Here is a 21870-nt window from a genome sequence, read left to right on the forward strand (position 1 = left end):
CTCACTGTGATTCTTGGCGCTTGAACTTCAGCTTAATCGCTCCTTTACTCCCAGCTTTGGCACCACTGCCAATTAATTTAACTTCCCCATCTGCACTAATTTCCACTGATAGCTCAATTTCATCTAGCTGCATCTTAGAGTTAAATTTTGCTTGCTCTTGGGCTTGACTAAACAAACTTCCCACGACTTTGAGAAAGTGAGTCATATTTTGCTCTAATGTTTGAGCGCTAACCTTAACGGCATCTCCTACCCCTTTGCTACCAGTACTATCCCTGATAGCTTCGTCTCCCCAACTGCGTGTATTAGTACTCCCGCCTTTAGCACCGTCAGGAATCGATATTTGCGGCACTTCATCCGTCACAATCCAAATGCCGTCGTTTTGGGGTATTTCTGACATATTACTTTAAATATTTAGATTAAATTGTCCCACAAATATAGATACAACGGTAGAGACAGCGATTCCAATTACTAAGAAATTTCACAGAACATCTTAGACATCTCCTCCGCGAACCTCTGCGCTTCCCTCCGCGCCCCTCTGCGTTAAAAACAGGACAATTAGTTTTCTCTACTCAAGAATTGCGTAGGCAAAGCCCGTCGTAGACATCGCACTCAAATTATCTCAGATTGGGTGCGATCGCTTTCCTTAAGTAGTCCAATCAACTAGAAACAGTATTAGGATTTTTTGCTACCTTTGTATTAGATAGTGCAATAGTTCAACAAATTCTGAGGTGGGATATGGCACTTTTAGAGCAGTCGCCTTGGTATCAAGAAATTTTTAGCAAAGGGGAAGAACGCGGAGAACTGTGAGGAAGAAAGGAGGAATTATATTCAGGAATTGAATTAGCATTAGAAATTAAGTTTGGCAATCAAGGTTTAGAATTGATGCCGATAATCTCTCAAATTACGGATTTGCAGAAATTAAAAGCAATTCAACAGGCAATTAAAACTGTAAATACAGTAGATGAATTACAGCAAATTTTATTAACCAACTTTACATAAAACACCAAAAACATAACCCCTCTCCGCCACCGGAAAGGGGTTAATCACTGCCGAAAGCACTATCTTGTACAGACCCGATTCATCGCGTCTCTATTCAGCAATCTCTAATAAGCGTCTTGCAACTCATAGAAATCAGGCGAGATATAATCCTTCCGCAAAGGCCAACCTACCCAATCTTCCGGCATCAAAATTCGTTTGAGATTTGGGTGTCCATCGTAGATAATGCCGTACATATCGTAAGACTCGCGCTCTTGCCAATCTGCGGTTTTCCAAATCCAGTACACAGAAGGCACTACAGGGTTTTCCCGTGGTAAGAACACCTTAACTCGTACTTCTTCGGGGCGATCGCTATTATCACCCACTTTAATCAAGTGATACACACTCACTAATTCCTGTCCTGGCCCAAGATCAACACCACCTTGAAACTGGAGATAATTAAACCCGTAGGCATAAAGGGCTGTAGCGGTAGGAAGCAAGAAATCTGCCGCCACCTTAATTATCTCTACACCATTCTTATCTGGTGCCAAAAACTCATGGTCAAAGCCATTTTCCGTTAACCACTGGGAAACTTTACCGGCTTGTACCAATGACTCTTCTTTGGCTGCTGCTACTGGTTTAGATTCTTCTTCAGCCACGGGTTTGTTCCTCCTTTTGCGCCTTTGCTGTCAGCAGTGCAGGTGGTACTGGTAAACCAATCGCTTCCGCCAATTCTTTCGGTGGCGCATAGCGAGTTTCTGACTGCAAATACTTACCAGTTAAGATTTCATCTACTGGCTTCAAATTATGAGTCGTGCTGTAGTAGCGGTGAGTTTGCTTAATTTTATCCCGCTCTTGCATCGATTCATTGGCGATTTTCTTCCGCAGCTTAATAATTGCGTCGATAATTGCTTCTGGACGAGGAGGACAACCAGGTAAGTACACATCCACAGGAATCAATTTATCGACTCCACGCACTGCTGTGGGGGAATCAACACTGAACATCCCGCCAGTAATTGTGCAAGCACCCATTGCAATTACATACTTCGGCTCTGGCATTTGTTCATAAAGACGCACCAATTGAGGAGCCATCTTCATCGTAATAGTCCCTGCCGTAATAATTAAATCAGCTTGGCGGGGGCTAGAACGGGGAATTAGCCCAAAACGGTCAAAGTCAAATCGGGAACCGATTAAAGCTGCAAACTCGATAAAGCAGCAAGCAGTACCAAATAACAACGGCCACAGACTAGAAAGCCGCGCCCAGTCATAGAGATCGTCAACCGTCGTCAAAATGACGTTTTCTGAAAGGTCTTGAGTGATTGTAGTCCGCTCAATGGGGTTGATGATTCGTTCTTTGTCCTGGGTTGTTAAGTTAGAATTCAAGACCATTCCAAAGCTCCTTTACGCCACGCGTAAACTAAAGCGACTACAAGGATTGCAATAAAGACTAGCGCCTCAATAAATGCCAATAGCCCCAAACGGTGGAAAGCTACCGCCCAAGGATACAAGAAAACAGTCTCCACATCAAAGACGACGAAGACTAGAGCAAACATGTAGTAGCGGATGTTGAACTGAATCCAGGCTCCCCCGATGGGTTCCATGCCAGATTCATAAGTGGTGCGCCGTTCTGGGCTGTAACTACTGGGTCGTAGGAGCTTGGATGCTGAGAGCGCTAAGGCAGGCACTAGGCTACAGATGATGAAGAAGCCTAGAAGGTACTCGTAACCGCTGAGGACAAACACAATGAGTATCTACCGCTTATGGTGTAATCGAAGTGGGGAGTGGGGAATGGGGAGTGAAGAAGGGAATAGGTTACAGGTGACAGGGTACAGATTATTCCCTCTCCCCTGTCACCTATCACCTATCACCTAAATGCCCCATGCCCAATCCCTAAACTGCGTAACTTTCTTTTACATTATATCTGTTTGATTTTTCTGAAATCTGGGAAACAGACGCACTTCAGGTATTTGATTCGCTTTTGCTAGTGATAGAAAAGTCTAACAATTATGTCATAATTTTTAACGTATATTTAAGATTTCTTCTCTGCGAGGCCTTAGCCATGAGCGAACCAGCTGTTGAGACTCCGGTGTTAGACCGCTACGAGTGTCGTGCCTGCGGTTATGTTTACGAACCTGAGAAGGGAGACGACAAGCAGGATATTCCTTCCGGGATACTCTTTGCAGAACTGCCTATAAATTGGCGCTGTCCAGTTTGTTCTGCTAAGAAAACCGCTTTTGCTAACATCGGCCCTGCCGGTACTGTATCCGGCTTCAAAGAAAATCTCGGTTACGGTTTGGGTGTCAACAACCTAACGCCAACCCAAAAGAATATCCTAATTTTTGGTGCTTTGGCTCTTGGTTTCTTGTTTTTTATCAGTCTCTACGGCTTACAGTAACAGCTGTTAAGCAATTCAAAATGACGCTCTCTACGTTCGCGCAGCGTGTCGCAGACAAGCCATGCCGAAGGCGTTGCCTCTCCTTCGCGCAGCGTCTCCGACAGGAGAAGAGAAGGCTTTACGCTGCGCTAACAAAATGAAAAACCCAGGATTGTTAAGCATCCTGACTACCGACTCCTAGAGAAATTTAGAAACAACTAAGAAATACTGATGCATTCATTTTTGAAAAGTTGGCAACGAATATTTGCCTTGTTAATAGTAGTCGTAATATGCATAGGTTGTAGCAAAATTCCCTCTGTTAGCTACAACCCTTGGAAAATCATTTCTGTGCCAACAGACTCGAATCTATTGGATATTGCTTTTACTGATAACTCTGAGCATGGCTACTTAGTAGGTAGCAATGCCACTCTGTTGGAAACCAATGATGGTGGTAATACCTGGAAACCAATCACACTGCAACTAGATGAACAAAAGTATCGCTTTGACTCAGTAAGCTTTGCAGGTAAAGAAGGCTGGATCGCCGGTGAGCCTGGACTGTTGCTACATACGACCGACGAGGGTACTTCTTGGTCACGTATTCCTTTGAGCGAAAAGCTACCAGGTAGCCCGATTGCAATTAAGGCACTGGCAGACAGTACAGCGGAAATGGCTACTGATGTCGGAGCCATATATAAGACCACAGACGGCGGCAAAAACTGGAAAGCCCAGGTAGAATCAGCAGTCGGTGTGGTACGTAACTTAGAACGTTCTGCTGATGGTAAATATGTTGCTGTTTCCGCAAAGGGTAGCTTCTACTCAACCTGGGAACCGGGACAAGATGCTTGGGTACCCCATAACCGCAATAGTTCTCGGCGGGTAGAAAACATGGGTTTTGCTAACAATGGGCAATTGTGGTTGTTAGCTAGAGGAGGTCAAATTCAGTTTAGTGACGAAACTAAACCTGATGAGTGGCAAAAGGCACAATATCCAGAGTTATCTACAAGTTGGGGTTTACTGGATTTGGCATATCGTACACCCAATGAAATTTGGATAGGTGGCGGTAGCGGTAATTTGCTACGCAGTGCCGACGGCGGCAAAACCTGGGAAAAAGACCGTGCAGTGGAAGAAGTTGCGGCTAATTTGTACAAGATTGTATTCTTAGAGCCAGAACGGGGATTTATAATTGGCGATCGCGGTGTTTTGCTCAAATATCTACCAAACCCTGAAAAAACTTCCCCAGAAGCAGCTTAATGGGGACTAGGGACTGGGGACTGGGGACTAGGGACTGGGGACTGGGGACTAGGGACTGGAGACTGGGGACTAGGGACTGGAGACTGGGGACTAGGGACTGGAGACTGGGGACTAGCTAAGAGTTTTCCCAATCCCCAATACCCAATACCCAATCCCCAATCCCCAATCCCCAATCCCCAGTACCTATTTCTGAGAAGAACTTTGCAACTTGTAACTCTTTCTTAACTTTGTAGGATAATAAACTCTATAACATTCTTTGTGAAGGTAGGAATCTAAATGTCAGGTACCACTGGAGAACGTCCGTTTTCGGACATCATTACCAGCATTCGTTACTGGGTAATTCACAGCATCACCATCCCGGCATTGTTTATTGCTGGTTGGTTATTTGTCAGCACTGGGCTGGCTTATGATGCCTTTGGTACACCCCGCCCCAATGAGTATTTCACACCAGCGCGGCAGGAAGTGCCCATTGTGAAGAACCGTTTTGAAGCTAAAAAACAAGTTGAACAATTTATTGGAAAGTAGTTTGAGATCATGACTAGCGGCAATAACATCAATCAACCAGTTACCTATCCAATTTTTACCGTTAGATGGCTGGCAGTTCACACCTTAGGTGTACCAACTGTATTCTTTTTAGGCGCGATCGCCGCAATGCAATTTATTCAACGTTAGGAGCAATTATGGTAGAAAGATCGCCCAATCCCAATAATCAGCCGGTTGAACTAAACCGGACTTCGCTATACCTGGGATTACTGCTAATTTTTGTTCTGGGTATTCTCTTTTCCAGTTACTTCTTTAACTAACTGGAACTACTGTTGTTAATCTTTGTTTATTGAACGTGTGTTGAATTTTTGTTAAGGGAGGAGAGAAGCTGTGTCTGCAGGAAGTGGGAGAATTCCCCTGTGGGTCGTCGCTACGATCGCAGGTTTAGGTATAATTACAGTCTTGGGCATTTTCTTTTATGGTGCCTACGCCGGACTCGGTTCTTCAATCTAACATTAGTTTGAACCGAACACTATAAGTCAATACAGTTCAGATAAGACCAAAACACTTGTAGAGACGGCGATTTATCGCGTCTCAAAAACCCAAAATTTTTACCATTAGCCCTTAACTGAACTGTATTGCACTATAAGTTAGAATTTTCAGCATTTGTTGAGAAATCAACGTTAAAAAAACCGCCTGTCTCTATGAGATAGGCGGTATTAATTTTGGTCAATAGTCATTTGTCTTTTATCTTTGGTCATTTGTCTTTTGCAAATGACCAATGACTACATCAGTATTAGTTAATGTTGCTGATGTCGTCGCTTTCAATGTATAAAAACAGAAACGAGAAGACCACAGCTGGCAAAACCCAACCGATTATGGGAACGAAAATAGCAGGCAAGTAGGAAGTACTAGCCAAGATAGAAGGCAAAAAAGAAGCTGCCATAGTAAAGGTTCCTATCGAATCACACTACAATTCAAAATGAGCTTACTGCAAATTCTGCCAGATTTTTGAAATTCTTTCATATTTTTAACACAGGCAATATTGGGACTGGGAAATAACCATGCCCAATGCCCAATGCCCCTCATAAGAGTTCATCTAGCTGCAAGTCTGGTAAGTCTGGAGGAATCACAGTTCGCAATATTGTGACTTTGTGACTTTCTTGTTGGGTTGTCAGATCAAGTGCGATCGCTTCCAAGCGAATTTCTAAACAGCCAAAGGGAATGTTTAATTGCGTCATCACTTCCAACCCACCTGAAGCATTAGGTAGTAAATTTGTCAATAAATGGGGCCCATCTAGTAACCAACGAGTTTGATAATCTTCAACCCATAACTTGACAACAACTTGCGGAGGTACTTCAGGTAGTACTACGCGCACTATGACAAACTTACCAGCGATTAGTTCGCCTTCTGGCACATGCAGCTGTGGAATTGGCAAAACCTTAGTGGCTGACGTAATTATAGGTAAGGAAGGGGATAAATTTAATAATGGTTGCTCCTTCTGTTCAAAGGTGTAACCCCTAATTAAATCGGCTTCCAGTTCACTATCTGTATCATCTACAACGATTTCTTGCGCCAACCAAGCTGACGCTATATTTGTTTTTATCGGAGGAGGCGGCGGCGGTATTTGTGTTGACAAAGCCGATGAGAGTATTGCTTCTTCTAGTACTTTTTCTAGTTCTGTATTTTCTCCTATCCCCAGATCCGCTTCCTGCGCTGTCTCTATATCTTCCCCATAGTTACTCAGTTCGTCAGCCAAATCTTGGACTTCTTCCCATGTCCCCTGTTCGCGCCATGTCTCAGTGTTGGCATCTAGGTTTAATGGCAAGTTAACATCAACATTTGCTGTTTCTGCACTCAGAGAAAGGGGCGTCTGCTGTGCTGGCTCATAGTTATCGTAGTCTTGAGGTTGCAGATCATTGATCGATTCAGGCAAAGAGTATCCTTGGCTCTGCATCCACTTTCTGAGTAAAGGAGATGAGTAAAGGTTGCCTGTTGTAATAAATTGTGCATTTGTCTGGGGTTCTACTTCAGCAACAGGTTTTTCCTGCAATTGCTTATTTTGCTGGGGTTCTACTTCAGCAACAGATTCTTCCTGAGATGGTTCATTTTGCTGGGTTTCTACTTCAGCAACAAATTCTTCTTGAGATGGTGCATCAGCTACTACTAATTCAGGTGTATTTTCATATTCAGCTACAATTGCATCTAACTGCGGGAAGTCTTCAGTCCCTTGAACTTCCAAGGCATCTGGGAGGACATTTTTTTTAACTTCTTCTGTATCACCTGGCAAAGTTTGGAGGCGTCTCAAGTATGGCAAAGTAGTTTCGAGTATTGGCATCCGACGTTGCTTGATAACCAATTGCTCCAAGTTGATGGTGGCTATATTAACATCCTTTTCTAGAAGTTCCTCTTGTATGGGTTGTTCTGCAACAACATCTGCGGGAATGTTAGCATCGCTTTGAATCGGGGGCAGTTTCGGTAATTGAGGTGAAGTGCCTGAATTCTTTAGTTTAGATGTCCGTAGAGTAGCTTCTCGCAGAGCTTGCAGGTTAATTTGCGGTGGTAAGGGTGTATTTGGGGATGGATTAACTATCTGAGACTGGTCTGTTTTTGCCATTTTGACCAGATTTAATAGTTTCAAATCTAGCCTAACAGGTGTCTCTGGCTCTATGAAAGCAGCAGATGAGTCCGATGGTATTGCATCTGTACTAGGTTTTGCTGCCGCTGTGATTGCCAGTAATTCCGTGACATCTGCTGTAATGGTGAAGGACTGGCTAGCTAATCGGATGACTTCACCAGCATCGGCGAATTTACCATACAAACTGATATCTGCCAAAATTAACTTAGATTCACAGTCGGCAGGAATATTAATTGAGGTATTGATACTGAAGGGTAACTCTTGATCTGGTAAAATTTGCCGTACCTTGGTCAAGATTTTCGAGTTCTTGGGCGATCGCAGTTCAATTCCTAGTTCAAGTGCCCGTAGCCTTTTTGGAGATAATGTTTCAGCTTGATCTAGATTTGTATTTTCTTTGGGTTCTATGTGCCCATTGATTGCAAGAGCTTGTCCCCAACGAGCAATATAATTATCCTGGTCTAAAGTTAATAGTAATGGTGGCGGTAGTTGTGTCGCTAAAGAATCTGTAACATTTTCATCGTTGGGCAGCAGTTCAGAGGCGGGTAAAGCTAAATCTATTAAATTTTGTAAAATCTGTTCTACTGTCTCACCTTTGAGCCACACAGAACTCACAGGCTCGTCGATCGCTATATTCTCTTTCGTTTCATCAGGCAGAACAGTTGTAGTAGTGTTGCTGTCTGTAGTAATTGCCAGTTCTGCGGGAACAGCGATCGCTTGATCTAGCCCAATTAAAGGTTCTGCTGGGGCAGTGTTTTCTAAGTTCCCTTCATCTGGCAGAACAATAGTAATAGGGTTGCTGTATAGAACAATCGCCGATTCTGCGGGAACAGCGATCGCATTATCTAAATTAATTGTGGGTTCTGCTGGGACAGTAGATTCCAGTTCTCCAGTAATTGCCAGTTCTGCGGGAACAGCGATCGCATTATCTAAATTAATTGTGGGTTCTGCTGGGACAGTAGATTCCAGTTCTCCAGTAATTGCCAGTTCTGCGGGAACAGCGATCGCATTATCTAAATTAATTGTGGGTTCTGCTGGGACAGTAGATTCCAGTTCTCCAGTAATTGCTAGTTCTGCGGGAATAGCGATCGCATTATCTAAGGTAATTGTGGGTTCTGCTGGGACAGTAGATTCCAGTTCTCCAGTAATTGCTAGTTCTGCGGGAATAGTGATCGCATCTGGTTTTGCTGGGGCAGTGCATTCCAGATTTTCAGAAACAGTATTTTGGTGAACGAGTAAATTTGATTCTACCTTCTCCCTCTGCTTCGCCTCTTCTTCTTCTTGAGACAAGACTTGTAGTTGGACTCTGTATTGCCAAGATTTACCCAGCAGATCCGACATCAAATCGCCAGAACAGCGCAACTCCCAAACTCCCGCCTGGAAGTAGGTAAAAGGAATTACTGCCATTAAGCCTTCTGAGTTAGTGCGACGCGATCGCTTGAAAATTCGTCGCGTTGGTTGAACTTCCTGGGTTGAAGAATGAGTTACCCGTACTTCCACATCTGTATTAGGAAGATTAGAAAGAGCCAAAACTCTATACTGTCCTTCCAAAATTTCCAAATTTGGCGATTCTAGGATATGCCACGAGCGAGCGCCTTGTTCCTGTATCAGAAATTGCCAGTGTTCCATTGTGAGTGATGCCCAGACCGACGAGCCGCTGAGTAATATTGTGTATTAACTTGCTTGCAAGTTTACCTCAGTATTTTAGAAATGCATCACTTAAATGGCTATCAAGTTAACTCAGTTTTACTGACTTGAATTATCACACTTTCATCAGTCACGTCAAGGAAATTTCAAAGATTCGCCGTGTTGCTTGTGCATAAAGCTTTTGTTATTTTCTGAATATTAAGTTAGACAGTCTCAAGTGCTAAATTAACAGGGATCAATGGATACCCTTCGCTGTCTCTGCCCAACTTATTGCAAAGAGTTTTGTATTATTTTTTACTATAATGTCCAATTTGGAATGTACACAACGTACAATAAATTCAGATTCACTTGACAATTTTTATTGAATCGTAATTGCCCACATTTTTGTTACAAAGAGGTAGGATGTGGCTCTTAAGTGTCATCTGCGATCGCCCACGACGGGCGCAAAGCGAGATTGCAAATCACAACACTTAACCCTAGATATCTCTATGGGGTCAATCCAAAATCCAAAATCCAAAATCTAAAATCCAAAATTGTTTGACAATAAGGATTTACAGGAGGGATGCGATGTTAGTCATTTTAATGGACGATCAAATCCTTGCCCCTGAGCAAGTTTGTCAGTCTTGTTTACTCGCTGACGGGAGCGGTCAACCACGTTGGCGTGGGGGTCAACTGCGCTGCGGTCAAGCCATTCGCAAACTGACTCAACAGCAGCCCGATCAGTATGAGTGCATGATGGGCTTTCGTATCGCCCATGTAGAATAGTTGAATTTGTCAGCAAGACCAAGCAACTGCGTTATCCTAAGCTCAAGTAACTATAGAAATTCAACCACAGGAGAACGCATAATGTCTTGGCGCGGGTCTACAACAGTTTCAGATCGGATTTTTGCTTCCTTGCCTTATTTACTGCCCCTAGTTGATGGTTTAGTCTTTGGCAGCTATTTGTTGAATCAGTTTCCAGCACTACGAGTTTTGCTTTTACCTCTGCAACCAGTGCTAATAATTTACGGTAGTTTAGGACAATTAGGACAAATAATTGTGTTCTTTGCCTTGTTACTATTAGTGGTGAGAAACGAAAAAATCAGTCATTTCATTCGTTTCAACACAATGCAGGCAATTCTTTTGGACATAGTTATATTTTTGTGTTCCATACTGGTGCGAGTTTTAGGACAGGTTCCTGGTACTGGCTTTGCAATAGAAACAGTAGCTAACACCATCTTTCTAGGCGTTGTAGCAGCAGTTGGATATTCCGCCGTCCAGTCTCTACTGGGACGTTATGCCGAAATTCCGGCGATTTCCGATGCAGTGTATATGCAGGTGCGTTAGAAGTTAACGAACCGCTACGGTGTTTTCCAGGCGACCAATACCTTCAATTTCGATGCGGACGCGATCGCCTGGATGCAATGGACTGACACCCTCCGGCGTACCTGTAAGCACCAAATCACCGGGTAATAACGTCATCACCTGACTGATATAGGAAACTAAAACATCGGGGGAAAACACCATCTGATCGATACAAGCAGATTGGGCTGGATTAACGTCATCATTTACAAAAGTCTGTAATCTCGCTCCAGGATTTAATTCCCGCACAATCCAAGGGCCCAAAGGACAGAAAGTATCAAAACCTTTGGCTCGAGTCCATTGACCATCCTTTTTTTGTAAATCCCGCGCTGTTACATCATTAGCGATCGTGTAGCCCCAAATTTTGGTTTGGGCTACCTCTGGTGTACATTCAAAGGCGTAATCGCCAATCACTAATGCTAACTCTCCTTCGTAGTCAACTCTTTGTGACTGGGGAGGATACTTAATTTCCCTCTCAGATGGAATGATCGACGTGGGTGGTTTGAGAAAGATTAATGGCTCAGAAGGTACTGGAGTTCCCATTTCAGCTGCATGATCTGCATAATTCTTACCCACCGCCACAATTTTTGAAGGGGCGCAGGGAGCCAGAATTTGGTAATTTTCTGGTGTCAAAGTTAAATCAGTGGGTTGTCCATGTAACCAGGGCGGAGCATCTAGCACCTGCACATTCAAGGAGAGATGTAGTAACCCATAGTAAATCTGTCCTTCTGGATTTTGAATTCGCACGTAGCGCTGCGCCATAACCTTGATGAATATCCTTTTATATGCGATTAGAAGCTGTAAGCAGGTGGCAATCGTCAGTTAGTTAGCTGTTTAGCGAACCAATTGAGTCTTGAGCAAAAAAGCGACTATAGATGCCTTTAGAAAAAGATAACCTTTGGCGAAGCTGATAGCTCGATCAATCTTGCTAAAGAAATATCGGGGTTGCCTCCCGACCTAGTTTTCATTACGGACATCCAAAAAATCCAAATTTTGGCGATTTGGCTAATGATTCAAATTGAAAACTGGTAAGATTATAGTTCCTTGTTGCTTAAGATGTTGATCAATACTGGCATTTTTAATCCAAAAAGGTATAAATTAACATCAGCAGCCACTTTTGTCCATGAGGAAACTGAAAAATTATGACTACAAGTTACGAAACAATGTACATTCTCCGTCCTGACCTCGGAGAGGAACAGGTAGAGCAAGCAGTTACTAAATATCAGAATTTGCTTCGCGATCAAGGCGCTGAGGATATCCAAATTCAAAATCGTGGTAAGCGGCGTCTGGCTTATGAAATCAAAAAACATCGCGATGGCATCTACATCCAATTAAACTACAGTGCCCCGGCAACTGCGATCGCTCCCTTTGAACGTGCCATGCGCTTGAGTGAAGAAGTAATTCGCTACTTGACAGTTAAGCAAGAAATTGCAGAAGAAAAACCCCCTAAAGAGGAAAAGGAAAAACCCACTAAAGTAGCTGCAACGGTCTAAGGGATAGAGAGTGGGGAGCAGAGATGAGGGAGATGAGGGAGATGAGGGAGATGAGGGAGATGAGGGAGATGAGGAAAAAATAATTAATGGCGAGTCCCCAATCCTCAATCCCCAATCCCCAATCCCCAATCCCCAATCCCCAATCCCCAAATCCCATTCAATAAAATTTTGTCTTTTTCTTTTCTCGTGACTTGTTTGGGAATGCTAAATTAACAAATACTTGCCAAAGGTAGTACTCCCGCAGTTATACCTAAGAGTGGACAAGATTCTGAATGGGAGCTTTAAGCTACTGTGATCCAATCTGATACACCTAATATTCAAGTTCTCTCTACCGAAGTATCGCAGCTACGCCAAGAGTTGCAACTTCGCGATCAACTAGTACAACAACTATCTCAAGAACTTTTCCGGCTGGTAAAGGGTAATACTAGTTTTATGCCCCCACAGCCGGATATTGAGCGCGATTTAAGCCAGTTACACGCTTTGCAAGAACAACTCCAGGCTGTAGAGCAGCAGGTGGGTTTCTACCAAGAGCAAATTACAACTCGTGACTCCGAGATTTATCAATTGCGACAGTCAGTTCAAGAACTCACCGATCGCACTCGGATGTTAGAACAAGTAGTACAAGAGTTGCCTCAAATTTACCGACGGAAGTTTGAGGAGCGGATGACGCCAGTCAGAGAAAAAGTAGCAATGCTACAACGCGAAAACCGCCAACTACAAGCAGAACTGCAAAGCGTGAGTTACCGTTTAGCACTCAAAACTCGCAATGCTAGTCATAGCGGTATTGATTTGCCGAATTTTCCCCGCCCAGCATCGGAACAAACTAGCGTTTCAACTCCACAGAATGCCTAAAATTAACATTATAGTGGAATCTTAAGAGGTAAGAAATTGATGCTACAAAGGAGTTTGGAAACATTTAATTATTTACGCTGCTCTACTTAGAACAATAGCTCAGAGTAATTTGTAATTTGAAAAGCCCTGTCTTTAAAAGGCTACGGAGTGTCACGAAGAATTGCATTTGCTTTGACCAATTTTGGCCCGTTCCTGCTTTAGGGGATGTTTGAAAAGTATTATAGTATACTAAAACCCTACTTACATTCCTCTCTCCGTTGGTGTCAGCCTACTGTTAGGCAGGGAAAGAGATGCTTTTAAACCCCTATTCCCTGATCAGGAAGACAGGGTGGTTTCATACGAAAAGAGAAAAATATGGAAGTCTTTATTTCTCATTTAGAACCATAGATTTTCAACCCTCTCCAAACCTCTCTCCAAGGCGAAGAGAGGCTTTGAAACCTAATTTTAGTTTTTCTCTACTTGTATGAAACCACCCTGCCGTTCCCTATCAGGGAATGGGGTTAGGGGGGTTAGGTTTCTGAGGTTGCTATGTTAGCAATAATACTTTTCAAACATCCTTTTAGGTAGATGGCTTCCAACAAGCAGATTCATTCATCTGCCATTCATACTACCTAGCTTAAAAGCATGAATCTTCCTCAACATTCTTCTCTAGACAAAAAGAAAATAAGTCTGCTAGCACCAGACTGTTATCTTGGAGAATGTGAAAAAATGCAAATATCGCTTGACTTTACCATCCTTCTATCGGTAGATTTATTAGCTAGCCTGCTAGCACCAGACTGTTATCTTTGACGGCAGTAAAAATGTCTTGGTAAGTGCTGAAAATTTCAAACACTGTGTCGAGTTGAGTAAGTTCCAAAATTAACCGTACAGGAGCTTGCACGTTGCATAAAACTAGGCGGCAACCACTCTGACGTGCAGCTTTTAACCCTTTTACTAAAGGGACTAATCCAGAACTGTCCATGAAATTAACCTCTGTGAGGTCGATAATCCAGAGTTGATGAGCTTGAGGCACGACTCCAGCCATCTGTTCACTTAAAGCCTTACCGCCTTCTAAATCTATGCTTCCTTGGGGTTTAAACAAAATCACTTGAAATTCTTGTGTGAGAGCCATGAATTTAACAGGGTAGTTGGAACACTTGACAAAAAACTGAAAAAAGACATCAATACCTCTTCTCTTTCAATGGCAAAATGACCGTTTTACCCAGATATTTGGGCAATTGCAGTCGTACAGATGAAAGAGATTATTTCAGTATTCATGCCGTATAATTTGTAATAGCTTTCATCAATATAGGCATAAGGGTCTAATAATTTCGGTATCAACCGTATCTTTTACAAAATTTTTATAATTCAACTTCAAGTTTATAAATTTTCTATAAACTTTTTATTTTTTTTTTAATAAATATTAGTTTGTGGTAGGGAATTCTAAAAACTGCATAGTTAATAATCAAAAATTAATAGTTACCATAGACTATAAGTTATGGATTATGCAGAATTAAGCTAATGACCTAATGACTGAATGTAGTGGTTTGATTGACACCCCACTCAAAAACAAGCAAAGATGTAGTAAAAGTAAAAATTTGTAAAGACGGCGGTGCGGGATGTCTTTAGAGCTGATTTCACTAGAAAATATCCAGGAAGTCGCCCACACTTACGGGTATTGGGCAATTTTTTTGGGAATTTTGCTAGAAAATTTAGGCATTCCCCTTCCTGGTGAAACCGTGACCTTAGTAGGCGGGTTTCTAGCTGGCAGCGATGAACTAAATTTCTGGCTCGTTCTCGGTGACGCAATTATGGGTGCTGTCATTGGTGGTACTTGTGGCTATTGGATTGGTAGAGTTAGCGGCTGGGCTTTTCTGGTAAAGGTTGGCAGCATATTTCGGATTTCGGAAGTGCGGCTGCTGAGTATTAAAGATCAATTTAGTCAGAATGCTGCTAAAGGGGTATTCTTTGGACGTTTTTTGGCATTGTTACGAGTTTTTGCTGCACCACTAGCTGGTATAGCTGAAATGCCTTTTGGAAAATTCTTTTTATACAACTTTTTAGGAGCAGTTGCTTGGGCTAGTTTGATGGTAACATTAGCTTTTTTCGCTGGCAAAGTTGTCTCTTTAGAACAATTGGTTGCTTGGGTGGGTCAATTTGCGATCGCAGCCTTACTGATTCTCGCTGCCTTAATTATTGTGCCCCTATGGCTAGAGTCTCGCCAAGTTAAGGGGGCAGCAGAAGAGTAGGGGGAGATGAGGGAGTAGAGGAGATGAGGGAGTAGGGGGAAATGAGGGAGTAGAGGAGATGAGGGAGTAGGGGGAGATGAGGGAGTAGGGGGAGATGAGGGAGAAAATTTTACCTTGTCTTCCTCATCCCCCTCATCCCCCTCATCCCCCTCATCCCCCTCATCTTCTAACTTGCTGTGACCAAATGCGAGTTGGTAGTCCCCAAACATAGATAAAGCCTTCAGCGGCTTTGTGGTCAAATTGGTCTTCGGCTCCGTAGGTTGCCAAATCGGGGGTGTAGAGGGAATTATCGCTTGAACGCCCAACGATCGTAGAGTTGCCCTTGAACAACTTCACTCGCACAGTTCCAGAGACTCGCTCTTGTGTCTTTTGAATAAAAGCATCCAGTGCAACTTTGAGTGGACTGTACCATAAACCGTTGTAAACGATTTGGCTGTAAGTTTCTTCAATGCCACGCTTGTAATGGGTGACATCTGCCGTTAAAGTCAGGCTTTCTAAATCTCTATGTGCCTGAATTAGCACCAACATTGCGGGTGATTCGTAGATTTCCCGCGATTTGATGCCCACTAGACGGTTTTCAATCATATCAATCCGGCCGATACCGTGATTTCCTACCACCTGATTGAGTTGTTCAATTAGCTCAACTGGTCTTTTAGCTATACCGTTGAGGGTGGTGGGAATACCACCGTGGAAACCAATTTCGATGTACTCTGGCTCATTGGGAGTATCAGCGATCGCTTTGGTCATCTCATAAATTTCTTCTGGTGGCTCAAATGACGGATCTTCGAGTAAACCAGCTTCAATACTACGACCGAGCAAATTCTTATCAATACTGTAGGGAGAAGATTTTTTGACTGGTGAGGGGATACCAAACTTTTCACCATAAGCGATGGTTTCCTCACGGCTCATGCCCCATTCTCTGGCTGGTGCGAGGATCTTCAGATTGGGGTTCAGGGCAGTTACAGAGACATCAAAGCGAACCTGATCGTTACCTTTGCCAGTGCAACCGTGAGCGATCGCATCAGCACCATATTTTTCAGCCGTTTCTACTAATACCTTAGCAATCAGTGGACGGGCAAGAGCAGTTCCTAGAGGATAACGATTTTCATAGAGGGCGTTAGCTTGAATCGCTCCAAAGGCGTAATCTTTAACGAAGCTGTCTTTGACATCCGCCACGAGGGATTCACTTGCACCGGATTTCAGAGCTTTTTCTCGAACTGGCTCTAATTCATCTCCCTGACCTAAATCTGCTGCTAGGGTAATCACCTCTTCTACACCCCACTCCTGTTTGAGGTAGGGGATGCAAACGGAGGTATCCACTCCGCCAGAATATGCCAGGACAACCTTTTTGGCGCGACCCATTAATTTCTCCAGTTAGGAAAACAAACAATGAGTCATTATTATATCTGAACTAACCCAGGTATATTTTCTTCATGCAACAACCTATAGGCAGATTGTCAGCAAACTCAGACAGCACAATCTGTATAGGTTAATTTGTGGTTAACTCTAATTGAAGTTTGCCAAGAGAGCGATCGCCTAATACCGCAAGGCGGAATTAAAAATTCAAAATGAATACAACGTAAGCGTTTCAGCGTTAAGTAGTTCAATTACCCGTCAGCGCGGTTTTCATTGCCTTAAAGATATGGCTCTGATCGAGTACTCCTCTCACACCGGGCGCAGTATAAGTAGTATTAGAGCTATCTTTGAACTTAACTTCTTTCCCCAGATATTTAGTCAGAACTGACGCATAAGCACCTTGGTAGTAAACAGGTACAATCCTGCGGCTGTGATTACCCCAGAGATACTTATAATTCGGATCAGACCCCCAGAAGTGACCAGCATCTTGAGAATTGTGCTTGTTGAAAGTGATCTCCTTGGCGTTATACTTCAAGCCCTTAGACTGACTTGAGTCAGGATTAGGAGTCAGCTTTGATACAAAGTCATCATTTAGAGTCAAATAGTGGTCATGGTCAGCAGTAACTAGTAGGAGGTTCTTGCTCCAACCACCATGATGCTTAATCCAGGTAATGACCTCTTGAACTGCTTTGTCAAAATCATTCACAGTACCAATCAGGTTATCCATGTTGTTGTCATGGGCACCCCAATCAATATCACCTCCCTCAATCATTAGCCAGAAGCCATCTTTGTCCTTACCTAAAACCTTAAGAGCCGCTTTGCTGAGATCGGCTAAAGTGGGATTTTCGTTAATCTCTCTGGCAATAAAGCTAGCATCGGTTTCACCGGCAGCCAGAGGACGCACAGTATCAGGTGCAGGAGCATTAGGAGCAATCGGGTTGCCTGCTGCATCAATAACAGGAATACAATCCCCAGCAGTACCAGGAATGATTTGACCTGATGGACAGGGTGTTACAGTTTTGACAACAGAGCTATAGAGTGTGAAGTTACCCAGACCTGTGCTGCTGTAGTCACCTTTAGAGGAACTGGTAGGTATATTACCATCTTGTCCACGGGCACCGTATAGACCAAATAATTTGCCTCCTTTATTTGGGTCGATTTTGGCAGCTGTGTCTAACAGTGTCTTAGTTGCATTCGGGCCACGTTCTAAAAAGTTATAGCCATAACGATTGGATGTGGGGTTAGCCTTCAAATACTCGTAGGTATTTTGTGTGATATACGTATAGTTAAAAACTGGCCCTGTATTGGTTGTATTGCTAAAGTCCAAGGGATGACCGCCACCCAACAAAACATTGGGCTGAAAGTTTAGCAATGTCTGCTGCAAAATGCTGTCTTGGTTGGTCTTGGTAGGGTCATAAATACTATCGTACTTGCTACGACGATTGACGAATGAGGCAGCAGCCCCAGGCGTTGCATGGCTAACAGGTACAGATGTCACCAGTCCTGTAGATTTACCTTTTTCTTTGGCAATTTCCAGGATGGTTTTCAACCTCTTCTCGTAAACGTCTACTCCCATCGCGTTGTTATAGCTCTTTACGCCTGTATAAAGAGTGGTAGCGGTGTTAGCAGAGTCGGGATAACTATGCTTGATGTACTCTTTGTCGTATCTACCAGGATTAGCAGGGGTTAGAGGAATCCAGGGAACGGGGCCTCCTTTACCTGTTTCATAACCTGTCAAGTTACCAGGCGAAAGGCTATTACCGTCAGCGCGATCGCCTGGGTTAAAAGGAGTAGGCTGGAATGAGAAGTTAGGACGAACAGGACTTGCACCTGTGAGTGGATTAGACCCGTCTAAGCCAGAGTTACCTGTGAGGTGAGGTTGGTTTTTTGGCGTAGCTGGTGTATTTCCCTGAACCGTTGTGCCATAAGTGGTAACAAGTCCATATCCAGTCAAATTTTGAAAGCTCAGACCAGAGCCTTTCCCACTGGTATAAAAGGGAGCGCCTTTGGCAAGTGCTGCGGCCCGTGCCATGTTCCAACCCATGCCATCGCCAATCATGATAATCACGTTAACCCCATTACCACCGGCCATAGTCGGCTGAAAAACAGAATTACCAAATATCAGCAGAAGGGTACAGAAAAAGCCAGCCATAGTCAAGGCTAAGAAGCGTCTGTACTTTCCTAAAAATGAAATCATTGCAGTATGCCTTCAGGTTGATTGAGCAATTATTAGCCGTTAATACTGATAAAAATTGGGTTCAAGATGAGTATTCTCGAAGTCTGAATGGGTAGCGCTCATATCTGGTTGAGTCAAAGTTGTGATATGAGTCTGGTTAGAGGCAGTAGCTAGTCGTTGATTCAATGTTCCCAAGAACAGCAAGATTGCCAGAACTAAACCAGATATGAAGCAAGCCAATGTACGTTTATACTGTTTCAGTAATGAAACAATTTTGGATTTTTGAATTAAAGTCACAATCGCCAACCCCCCTAGTTAATAAGTTATGTTTGTTAGACAATAACTATGCTCTGACAATAAAAAAGCGTCAATAAGCATCATGTTTAAATCTGAATTATTAAGTGTATGCACTAAACTATTTTCTGATGTATTTTTAGCTATTAATTCAGAGTTAATGTGTTTTATTTGGCGATATCATTAAAGCTACATTTTGTTTGAATAAAGGATGAATGGGGAGTTTTGAGGAGTTTTTAGAACTAGTTAACTGCAAAGTTACTTCACTAATTTTAAAAGTTTTTTGCAGATGAATTTGTAATTTATTGAGTAAGCGATCGCGTTCTCGATCTGTTGCACATTCAACTGTCAAATTGGCACAAAGTATTACCTGATTTGAGTTAATTGCCCAGATATGAAGTTTTTCTACTTGAGTCACACCAGGAAAATATTTGAGAGATATTTCCACTTCATCTGGATCAATTGATTTCGGTGCATACTCCAAAAAAATTTTCAGGCTTTCTTGAACTAGGGGTAAAGCACTTAAACCCGTAAAAATTGCAACTACTAAACTAATAGCTACATCTGCCCACCACCAATCCCACAAATGAACTGCTAAAGCAGCTATAATGACGCCCACAGAACTAGCAGTATCGGCGATGAGATGAAGCAAAGCTCCCCGGAGCTTTAAGTCATCATGAGTGTGGGGATGAAGTAAAGTAATGTTGAGCAGATTGATGATTAAACCTAATACTGCAAGTACTAACATTGGTAAGCCCAAAATGGATGCTGGATGTTGCCAGCGATTAATAGCTTCCCAAGTGATAAAACTAGCGATCGCTAGCAAACCTAATCCATTCAACAAAGCCGCTAAAACTTCAATCCGCTGATATCCAAATGTTGCCTGATTCTTAGCTGGTTGCCGTGCTAAAAAACTTGCAAATATTGAGATTAACAAGGCTGTAATATCAGATAATATATGTCCTGCATCTGCTTGTAGAGATAAACTTTGACTCCACAAGCCCACACTCCACTCAGCAATAAAAAAACAAGTAAGTAAACCTAACATTATCCATAATATCTTGGTTTTGTGCTGATTATTAGGTACATTTATCGAAGTATCTTTGCAGCTACATTCATCCCATTGAAGTGAAAGCATTAACTAAAAAGCCTTATCAATAACGTTATAGTTACTTAACTTAATATCCACAGAGGTATTGATTCCTCTTGGCAAGAAATTTTTCTGCTGTTGATAAATTGGTAGGGGATGTGGTAGACGTACAGGTGTGAAGCTGAATATTAGCGGTTTTTACTTCCCCAGCACTGGCAAAACCATTTAGAAGTTTGTCTCCCAAAATAGCATCACCAGCACTGCCAGAAAAAAATATTAAAAGTTCTCTCCGACTCAATTTAGACATTAAACTTTCCTCTGAGGTGACAGAAAAAATTTAGTAGAAATAAAGTCTACTAATTGATACTAAAATCTCTTGCTTGACCATTTTTTTCATTTTTAAATTATTTATTAATAAATTAAAGTTAAATTATTTTGTTTTTACGAAGGAATATAATTAATTTATTATTACCTTAGTTGACAATGATTAAGCTTAGATTATAAGTTGATTAACTCAAAATTATCAGCCCTTGCTATTCCCTTAACCCAAATTAGGTAAGGAACAGTGTCAGCGCCCCATCTGTCCTATTCTGGAGATGGGTAAATAGTGTTGTGGGTGAGACTGTGTTTTTCAGCGTTGTGATCCCGACTTATAATCGCCAACCGATTTTAGAAAAGTGCCTCCACGCCTTGGAGGTACAGGAGTTAAGTGAGCCTAGTTCGGTTACTGATTACGAGATTGTCTTGGTGGATGATGGTTCTACTGATGGTACATTGGAGTGGTTAGTAGTACACAAAGAAGAGTTTCCCCATGTGCGATGGTTTCAGCAAGATCATGCTGGCCCAGCTGCGGCTCGAAATTTGGGGGTACAACAGGCGTTGGGAGACACAATTATCTTTATTGATAGTGATTTAGTAGTGCTGGATAATTTCTTGCAAGCTCATGGTAACGCGCTAGTGCAGGGACAGGAGAAATTGAGGAGCGATCGCTTTTTCACTTACGGTGCAGTTATCAATACTTGCAATTTCGACAATCCAACGGCTGAACCCTACAAAGTCACAGATTTTTCAGCAGCTTTTTTTGCTACGGGAAATGTAGCAATCCCTAAATATTGGCTAGAGAAAGCAGGACTTTTTGACACTAGCTTTCAACTTTATGGCTGGGAAGATTTAGAATTAGGTGTGCGGTTGAAAAAACTAGGTTTGATACTCATAAAATGTCCAGAAGCTGTAGGATATCACTGGCATCCAGCATTTAACTTAGAGCAAATTCCCCGATTGATTGACCAAGAGATTCAACGCGGACGCATGGGAGTTTTATTTTATCAAAAGCATCCTATATGGGAAGTGCGAATGATGATTCAAATGACTTGGCTGCATCGCTTACTTTGGGGAATTTTGTCCCTGAACGGCGCACTGAATGAGCGGACAATGGCTCCATTTTTGCAATGGCTAATTAATTTAGGTAAACCGCAATTAGCTTTAGAAGTTGCCCGAATTTTTCTCAATTGGTACAACGTGAAGGGTGTCTATGAAGCTTATGCTCAAATTCAGCAAACATCATGATTGAACTAGAGACTGGGAATTATCCACTGGCTCGTTGTCTAAAACAAAATCATCAGGTAACTTTTCCCAGGTGACATCATGAGTAGCTGCATTGGCTAGCATAATCAG

The 21870-nt window shown here is 42.6% G+C and carries 27 protein-coding genes and 1 pseudogene; 14 read left to right on the forward strand and 14 right to left on the reverse strand.

Annotated features, from left to right (window positions below):
- Position 1: 1 nt before the first annotated feature.
- Entirely contained in the window at positions 2-397 is a 396-nt protein-coding gene (locus V7K67_RS09125; RefSeq protein WP_335166178.1) for a Pepco domain-containing protein, read from the reverse strand.
- Between the two features lie 257 nt (positions 398-654).
- Between V7K67_RS09125 and V7K67_RS09130 the strand changes: the two are divergent.
- Positions 655-999, forward strand: a pseudogene (locus tag V7K67_RS09130) (transposase); the annotation flags it as partial.
- Between the two features lie 104 nt (positions 1000-1103).
- Here the strand turns inward: V7K67_RS09130 and V7K67_RS09135 are convergent.
- The 3 genes from V7K67_RS09135 to ndhC are packed head-to-tail and all read right to left on the reverse strand — an operon-like array spanning position 1104 to position 2717.
- Entirely contained in the window at positions 1104-1634 is a 531-nt protein-coding gene (locus V7K67_RS09135; protein WP_334706212.1) for an NAD(P)H-quinone oxidoreductase subunit J, read from the reverse strand.
- Positions 1627-2364, reverse strand: a complete 738-nt coding sequence (gene ndhK, locus V7K67_RS09140) for a photosynthetic/respiratory NAD(P)H-quinone oxidoreductase subunit K (protein ID WP_334706211.1) — start codon at positions 2362-2364, stop codon at positions 1627-1629. Before ndhK ends, V7K67_RS09135 begins: the two co-directional genes overlap by 8 nt.
- Positions 2355-2717, reverse strand: a complete 363-nt coding sequence (ndhC, locus tag V7K67_RS09145; protein WP_104908259.1) for a photosynthetic/respiratory NAD(P)H-quinone oxidoreductase subunit C — start codon at positions 2715-2717, stop codon at positions 2355-2357. The genes ndhK and ndhC overlap by 10 nt, the downstream gene beginning before the upstream one ends.
- 317 nt (positions 2718-3034) lie before the next feature.
- Between ndhC and V7K67_RS09150 the strand changes: the two genes are divergently transcribed.
- A complete protein-coding gene (locus tag V7K67_RS09150; protein ID WP_334706210.1) occupies positions 3035-3370 on the forward strand; it encodes a rubredoxin in 336 nt (111 codons plus the stop codon).
- A gap of 210 nt (positions 3371-3580) precedes the next feature.
- On the forward strand, positions 3581-4600 hold the full coding sequence (locus V7K67_RS09155; RefSeq protein ID WP_335166181.1) for a photosynthesis system II assembly factor Ycf48: 1020 nt from the start codon (positions 3581-3583) through the stop codon (positions 4598-4600).
- Here the strand turns inward: V7K67_RS09155 and V7K67_RS09160 are convergent.
- Positions 4597-4773, reverse strand: coding sequence for a hypothetical protein (locus V7K67_RS09160; protein WP_335166183.1), 177 nt, complete (start codon positions 4771-4773; stop codon positions 4597-4599). The genes V7K67_RS09155 and V7K67_RS09160 overlap by 4 nt on opposite strands.
- 103 nt (positions 4774-4876) lie before the next feature.
- Between V7K67_RS09160 and psbE the strand changes: the two genes are divergently transcribed.
- From psbE to V7K67_RS09180, 4 genes are all read left to right on the forward strand, one after another.
- On the forward strand, positions 4877-5125 hold the full coding sequence (gene psbE, locus V7K67_RS09165; protein ID WP_185583151.1) for a cytochrome b559 subunit alpha: 249 nt from the start codon (positions 4877-4879) through the stop codon (positions 5123-5125).
- 9 nt (positions 5126-5134) lie between these two features.
- Positions 5135-5272 carry a cytochrome b559 subunit beta gene (gene psbF / locus V7K67_RS09170; protein ID WP_015115279.1) on the forward strand — a complete coding sequence of 46 codons (138 nt, stop codon included), beginning with the start codon at positions 5135-5137 and terminating at the stop codon, positions 5270-5272.
- 8 nt (positions 5273-5280) lie between these two features.
- Positions 5281-5403, forward strand: a complete 123-nt coding sequence (locus V7K67_RS09175) for a photosystem II reaction center protein L (protein ID WP_015127970.1) — start codon at positions 5281-5283, stop codon at positions 5401-5403.
- 70 nt (positions 5404-5473) lie between these two features.
- Positions 5474-5596: a photosystem II reaction center protein J gene (locus tag V7K67_RS09180; RefSeq protein ID WP_179065658.1), complete on the forward strand. Its 123-nt coding sequence runs from the start codon at positions 5474-5476 to the stop codon at positions 5594-5596.
- Positions 5597-5879: 283 nt separating this feature from the next.
- Here the strand turns inward: V7K67_RS09180 and V7K67_RS09185 are convergent, their stop codons facing one another.
- On the reverse strand, positions 5880-6029 hold the full coding sequence (locus V7K67_RS09185) for a photosystem I reaction center subunit VIII (protein ID WP_179065659.1): 150 nt from the start codon (positions 6027-6029) through the stop codon (positions 5880-5882).
- A 139-nt stretch (positions 6030-6168) separates the two neighbouring features.
- A complete protein-coding gene (locus V7K67_RS09190) occupies positions 6169-9348 on the reverse strand; it encodes a hypothetical protein (protein ID WP_335166185.1) in 3180 nt (1059 codons plus the stop codon).
- A gap of 585 nt (positions 9349-9933) precedes the next feature.
- On the opposite strand from V7K67_RS09190, the gene V7K67_RS09195 reads away from it, so the two are divergent.
- The gene (locus tag V7K67_RS09195) at positions 9934-10131 is read left to right on the forward strand and encodes a hypothetical protein (protein ID WP_334709109.1); all 198 of its coding nucleotides are present in this window, start codon (positions 9934-9936) and stop codon (positions 10129-10131) included.
- 81 nt (positions 10132-10212) lie between these two features.
- The gene (locus V7K67_RS09200) at positions 10213-10692 is read left to right on the forward strand and encodes a Tic20 family protein (RefSeq protein WP_334709108.1); all 480 of its coding nucleotides are present in this window, start codon (positions 10213-10215) and stop codon (positions 10690-10692) included.
- A gap of 3 nt (positions 10693-10695) precedes the next feature.
- Here the strand turns inward: V7K67_RS09200 and V7K67_RS09205 are convergent, their stop codons facing one another.
- Entirely contained in the window at positions 10696-11469 is a 774-nt protein-coding gene (locus tag V7K67_RS09205) for a fumarylacetoacetate hydrolase family protein (RefSeq protein WP_334731338.1), read from the reverse strand.
- A 380-nt stretch (positions 11470-11849) separates the two neighbouring features.
- Here V7K67_RS09205 and rpsF point away from each other — a divergent pair, with 380 nt between their 5' ends.
- The 3 genes from rpsF to V7K67_RS09220 all read left to right on the forward strand — a co-directional run bounded on the left by rpsF (position 11850) and on the right by V7K67_RS09220 (position 13052).
- Positions 11850-12200, forward strand: a complete 351-nt coding sequence (rpsF, locus tag V7K67_RS09210) for a 30S ribosomal protein S6 (RefSeq protein WP_334731337.1) — start codon at positions 11850-11852, stop codon at positions 12198-12200.
- Between the two features lie 10 nt (positions 12201-12210).
- Positions 12211-12390: a hypothetical protein gene (locus V7K67_RS09215; RefSeq protein ID WP_335166188.1), complete on the forward strand. Its 180-nt coding sequence runs from the start codon at positions 12211-12213 to the stop codon at positions 12388-12390.
- A 101-nt stretch (positions 12391-12491) separates the two neighbouring features.
- Positions 12492-13052 carry an Npun_F5560 family protein gene (locus V7K67_RS09220; protein ID WP_334731336.1) on the forward strand — a complete coding sequence of 187 codons (561 nt, stop codon included), beginning with the start codon at positions 12492-12494 and terminating at the stop codon, positions 13050-13052.
- Positions 13053-13809: 757 nt separating this feature from the next.
- Here the strand turns inward: V7K67_RS09220 and V7K67_RS09225 are convergent.
- Positions 13810-14163, reverse strand: coding sequence for an STAS domain-containing protein (locus V7K67_RS09225; protein WP_335166190.1), 354 nt, complete (start codon positions 14161-14163; stop codon positions 13810-13812).
- A gap of 487 nt (positions 14164-14650) precedes the next feature.
- Here V7K67_RS09225 and V7K67_RS09230 point away from each other — a divergent pair, with 487 nt between their 5' ends.
- On the forward strand, positions 14651-15280 hold the full coding sequence (locus V7K67_RS09230; protein ID WP_334709102.1) for a DedA family protein: 630 nt from the start codon (positions 14651-14653) through the stop codon (positions 15278-15280).
- A gap of 159 nt (positions 15281-15439) precedes the next feature.
- Here V7K67_RS09230 and V7K67_RS09235 read toward each other — a convergent pair whose 3' ends face one another.
- The 5 genes from V7K67_RS09235 to V7K67_RS09255 form a co-directional block, all read right to left on the reverse strand.
- The gene (locus tag V7K67_RS09235; protein WP_335166192.1) at positions 15440-16642 is read right to left on the reverse strand and encodes an argininosuccinate synthase; all 1203 of its coding nucleotides are present in this window, start codon (positions 16640-16642) and stop codon (positions 15440-15442) included.
- 241 nt (positions 16643-16883) lie between these two features.
- Positions 16884-18833, reverse strand: coding sequence for an alkaline phosphatase (locus tag V7K67_RS09240; protein ID WP_335166194.1), 1950 nt, complete (start codon positions 18831-18833; stop codon positions 16884-16886).
- Between the two features lie 39 nt (positions 18834-18872).
- Positions 18873-19109, reverse strand: coding sequence for a hypothetical protein (locus V7K67_RS09245; RefSeq protein ID WP_335166196.1), 237 nt, complete (start codon positions 19107-19109; stop codon positions 18873-18875).
- Positions 19110-19263: 154 nt separating this feature from the next.
- Complete coding sequence (locus tag V7K67_RS09250; protein WP_335166198.1) at positions 19264-20244, reverse strand: cation diffusion facilitator family transporter; 981 nt, start codon at positions 20242-20244, stop codon at positions 19264-19266.
- A 40-nt stretch (positions 20245-20284) separates the two neighbouring features.
- Positions 20285-20503, reverse strand: a complete 219-nt coding sequence (locus V7K67_RS09255; RefSeq protein ID WP_334711151.1) for a hypothetical protein — start codon at positions 20501-20503, stop codon at positions 20285-20287.
- A 317-nt stretch (positions 20504-20820) separates the two neighbouring features.
- Between V7K67_RS09255 and V7K67_RS09260 the strand changes: the two genes are divergently transcribed.
- Positions 20821-21762 (forward strand): glycosyltransferase family 2 protein, encoded by a 942-nt coding sequence (locus V7K67_RS09260; protein WP_335166200.1) that lies wholly within the window; start codon positions 20821-20823, stop codon positions 21760-21762.
- The last annotated feature ends 108 nt before the right edge of the window (positions 21763-21870 follow it).

The sequence above is a fragment of the Nostoc sp. genome (assembly GCF_036917155.1).
Lineage (GTDB): Bacteria > Cyanobacteriota > Cyanobacteriia > Cyanobacteriales > Nostocaceae > Nostoc.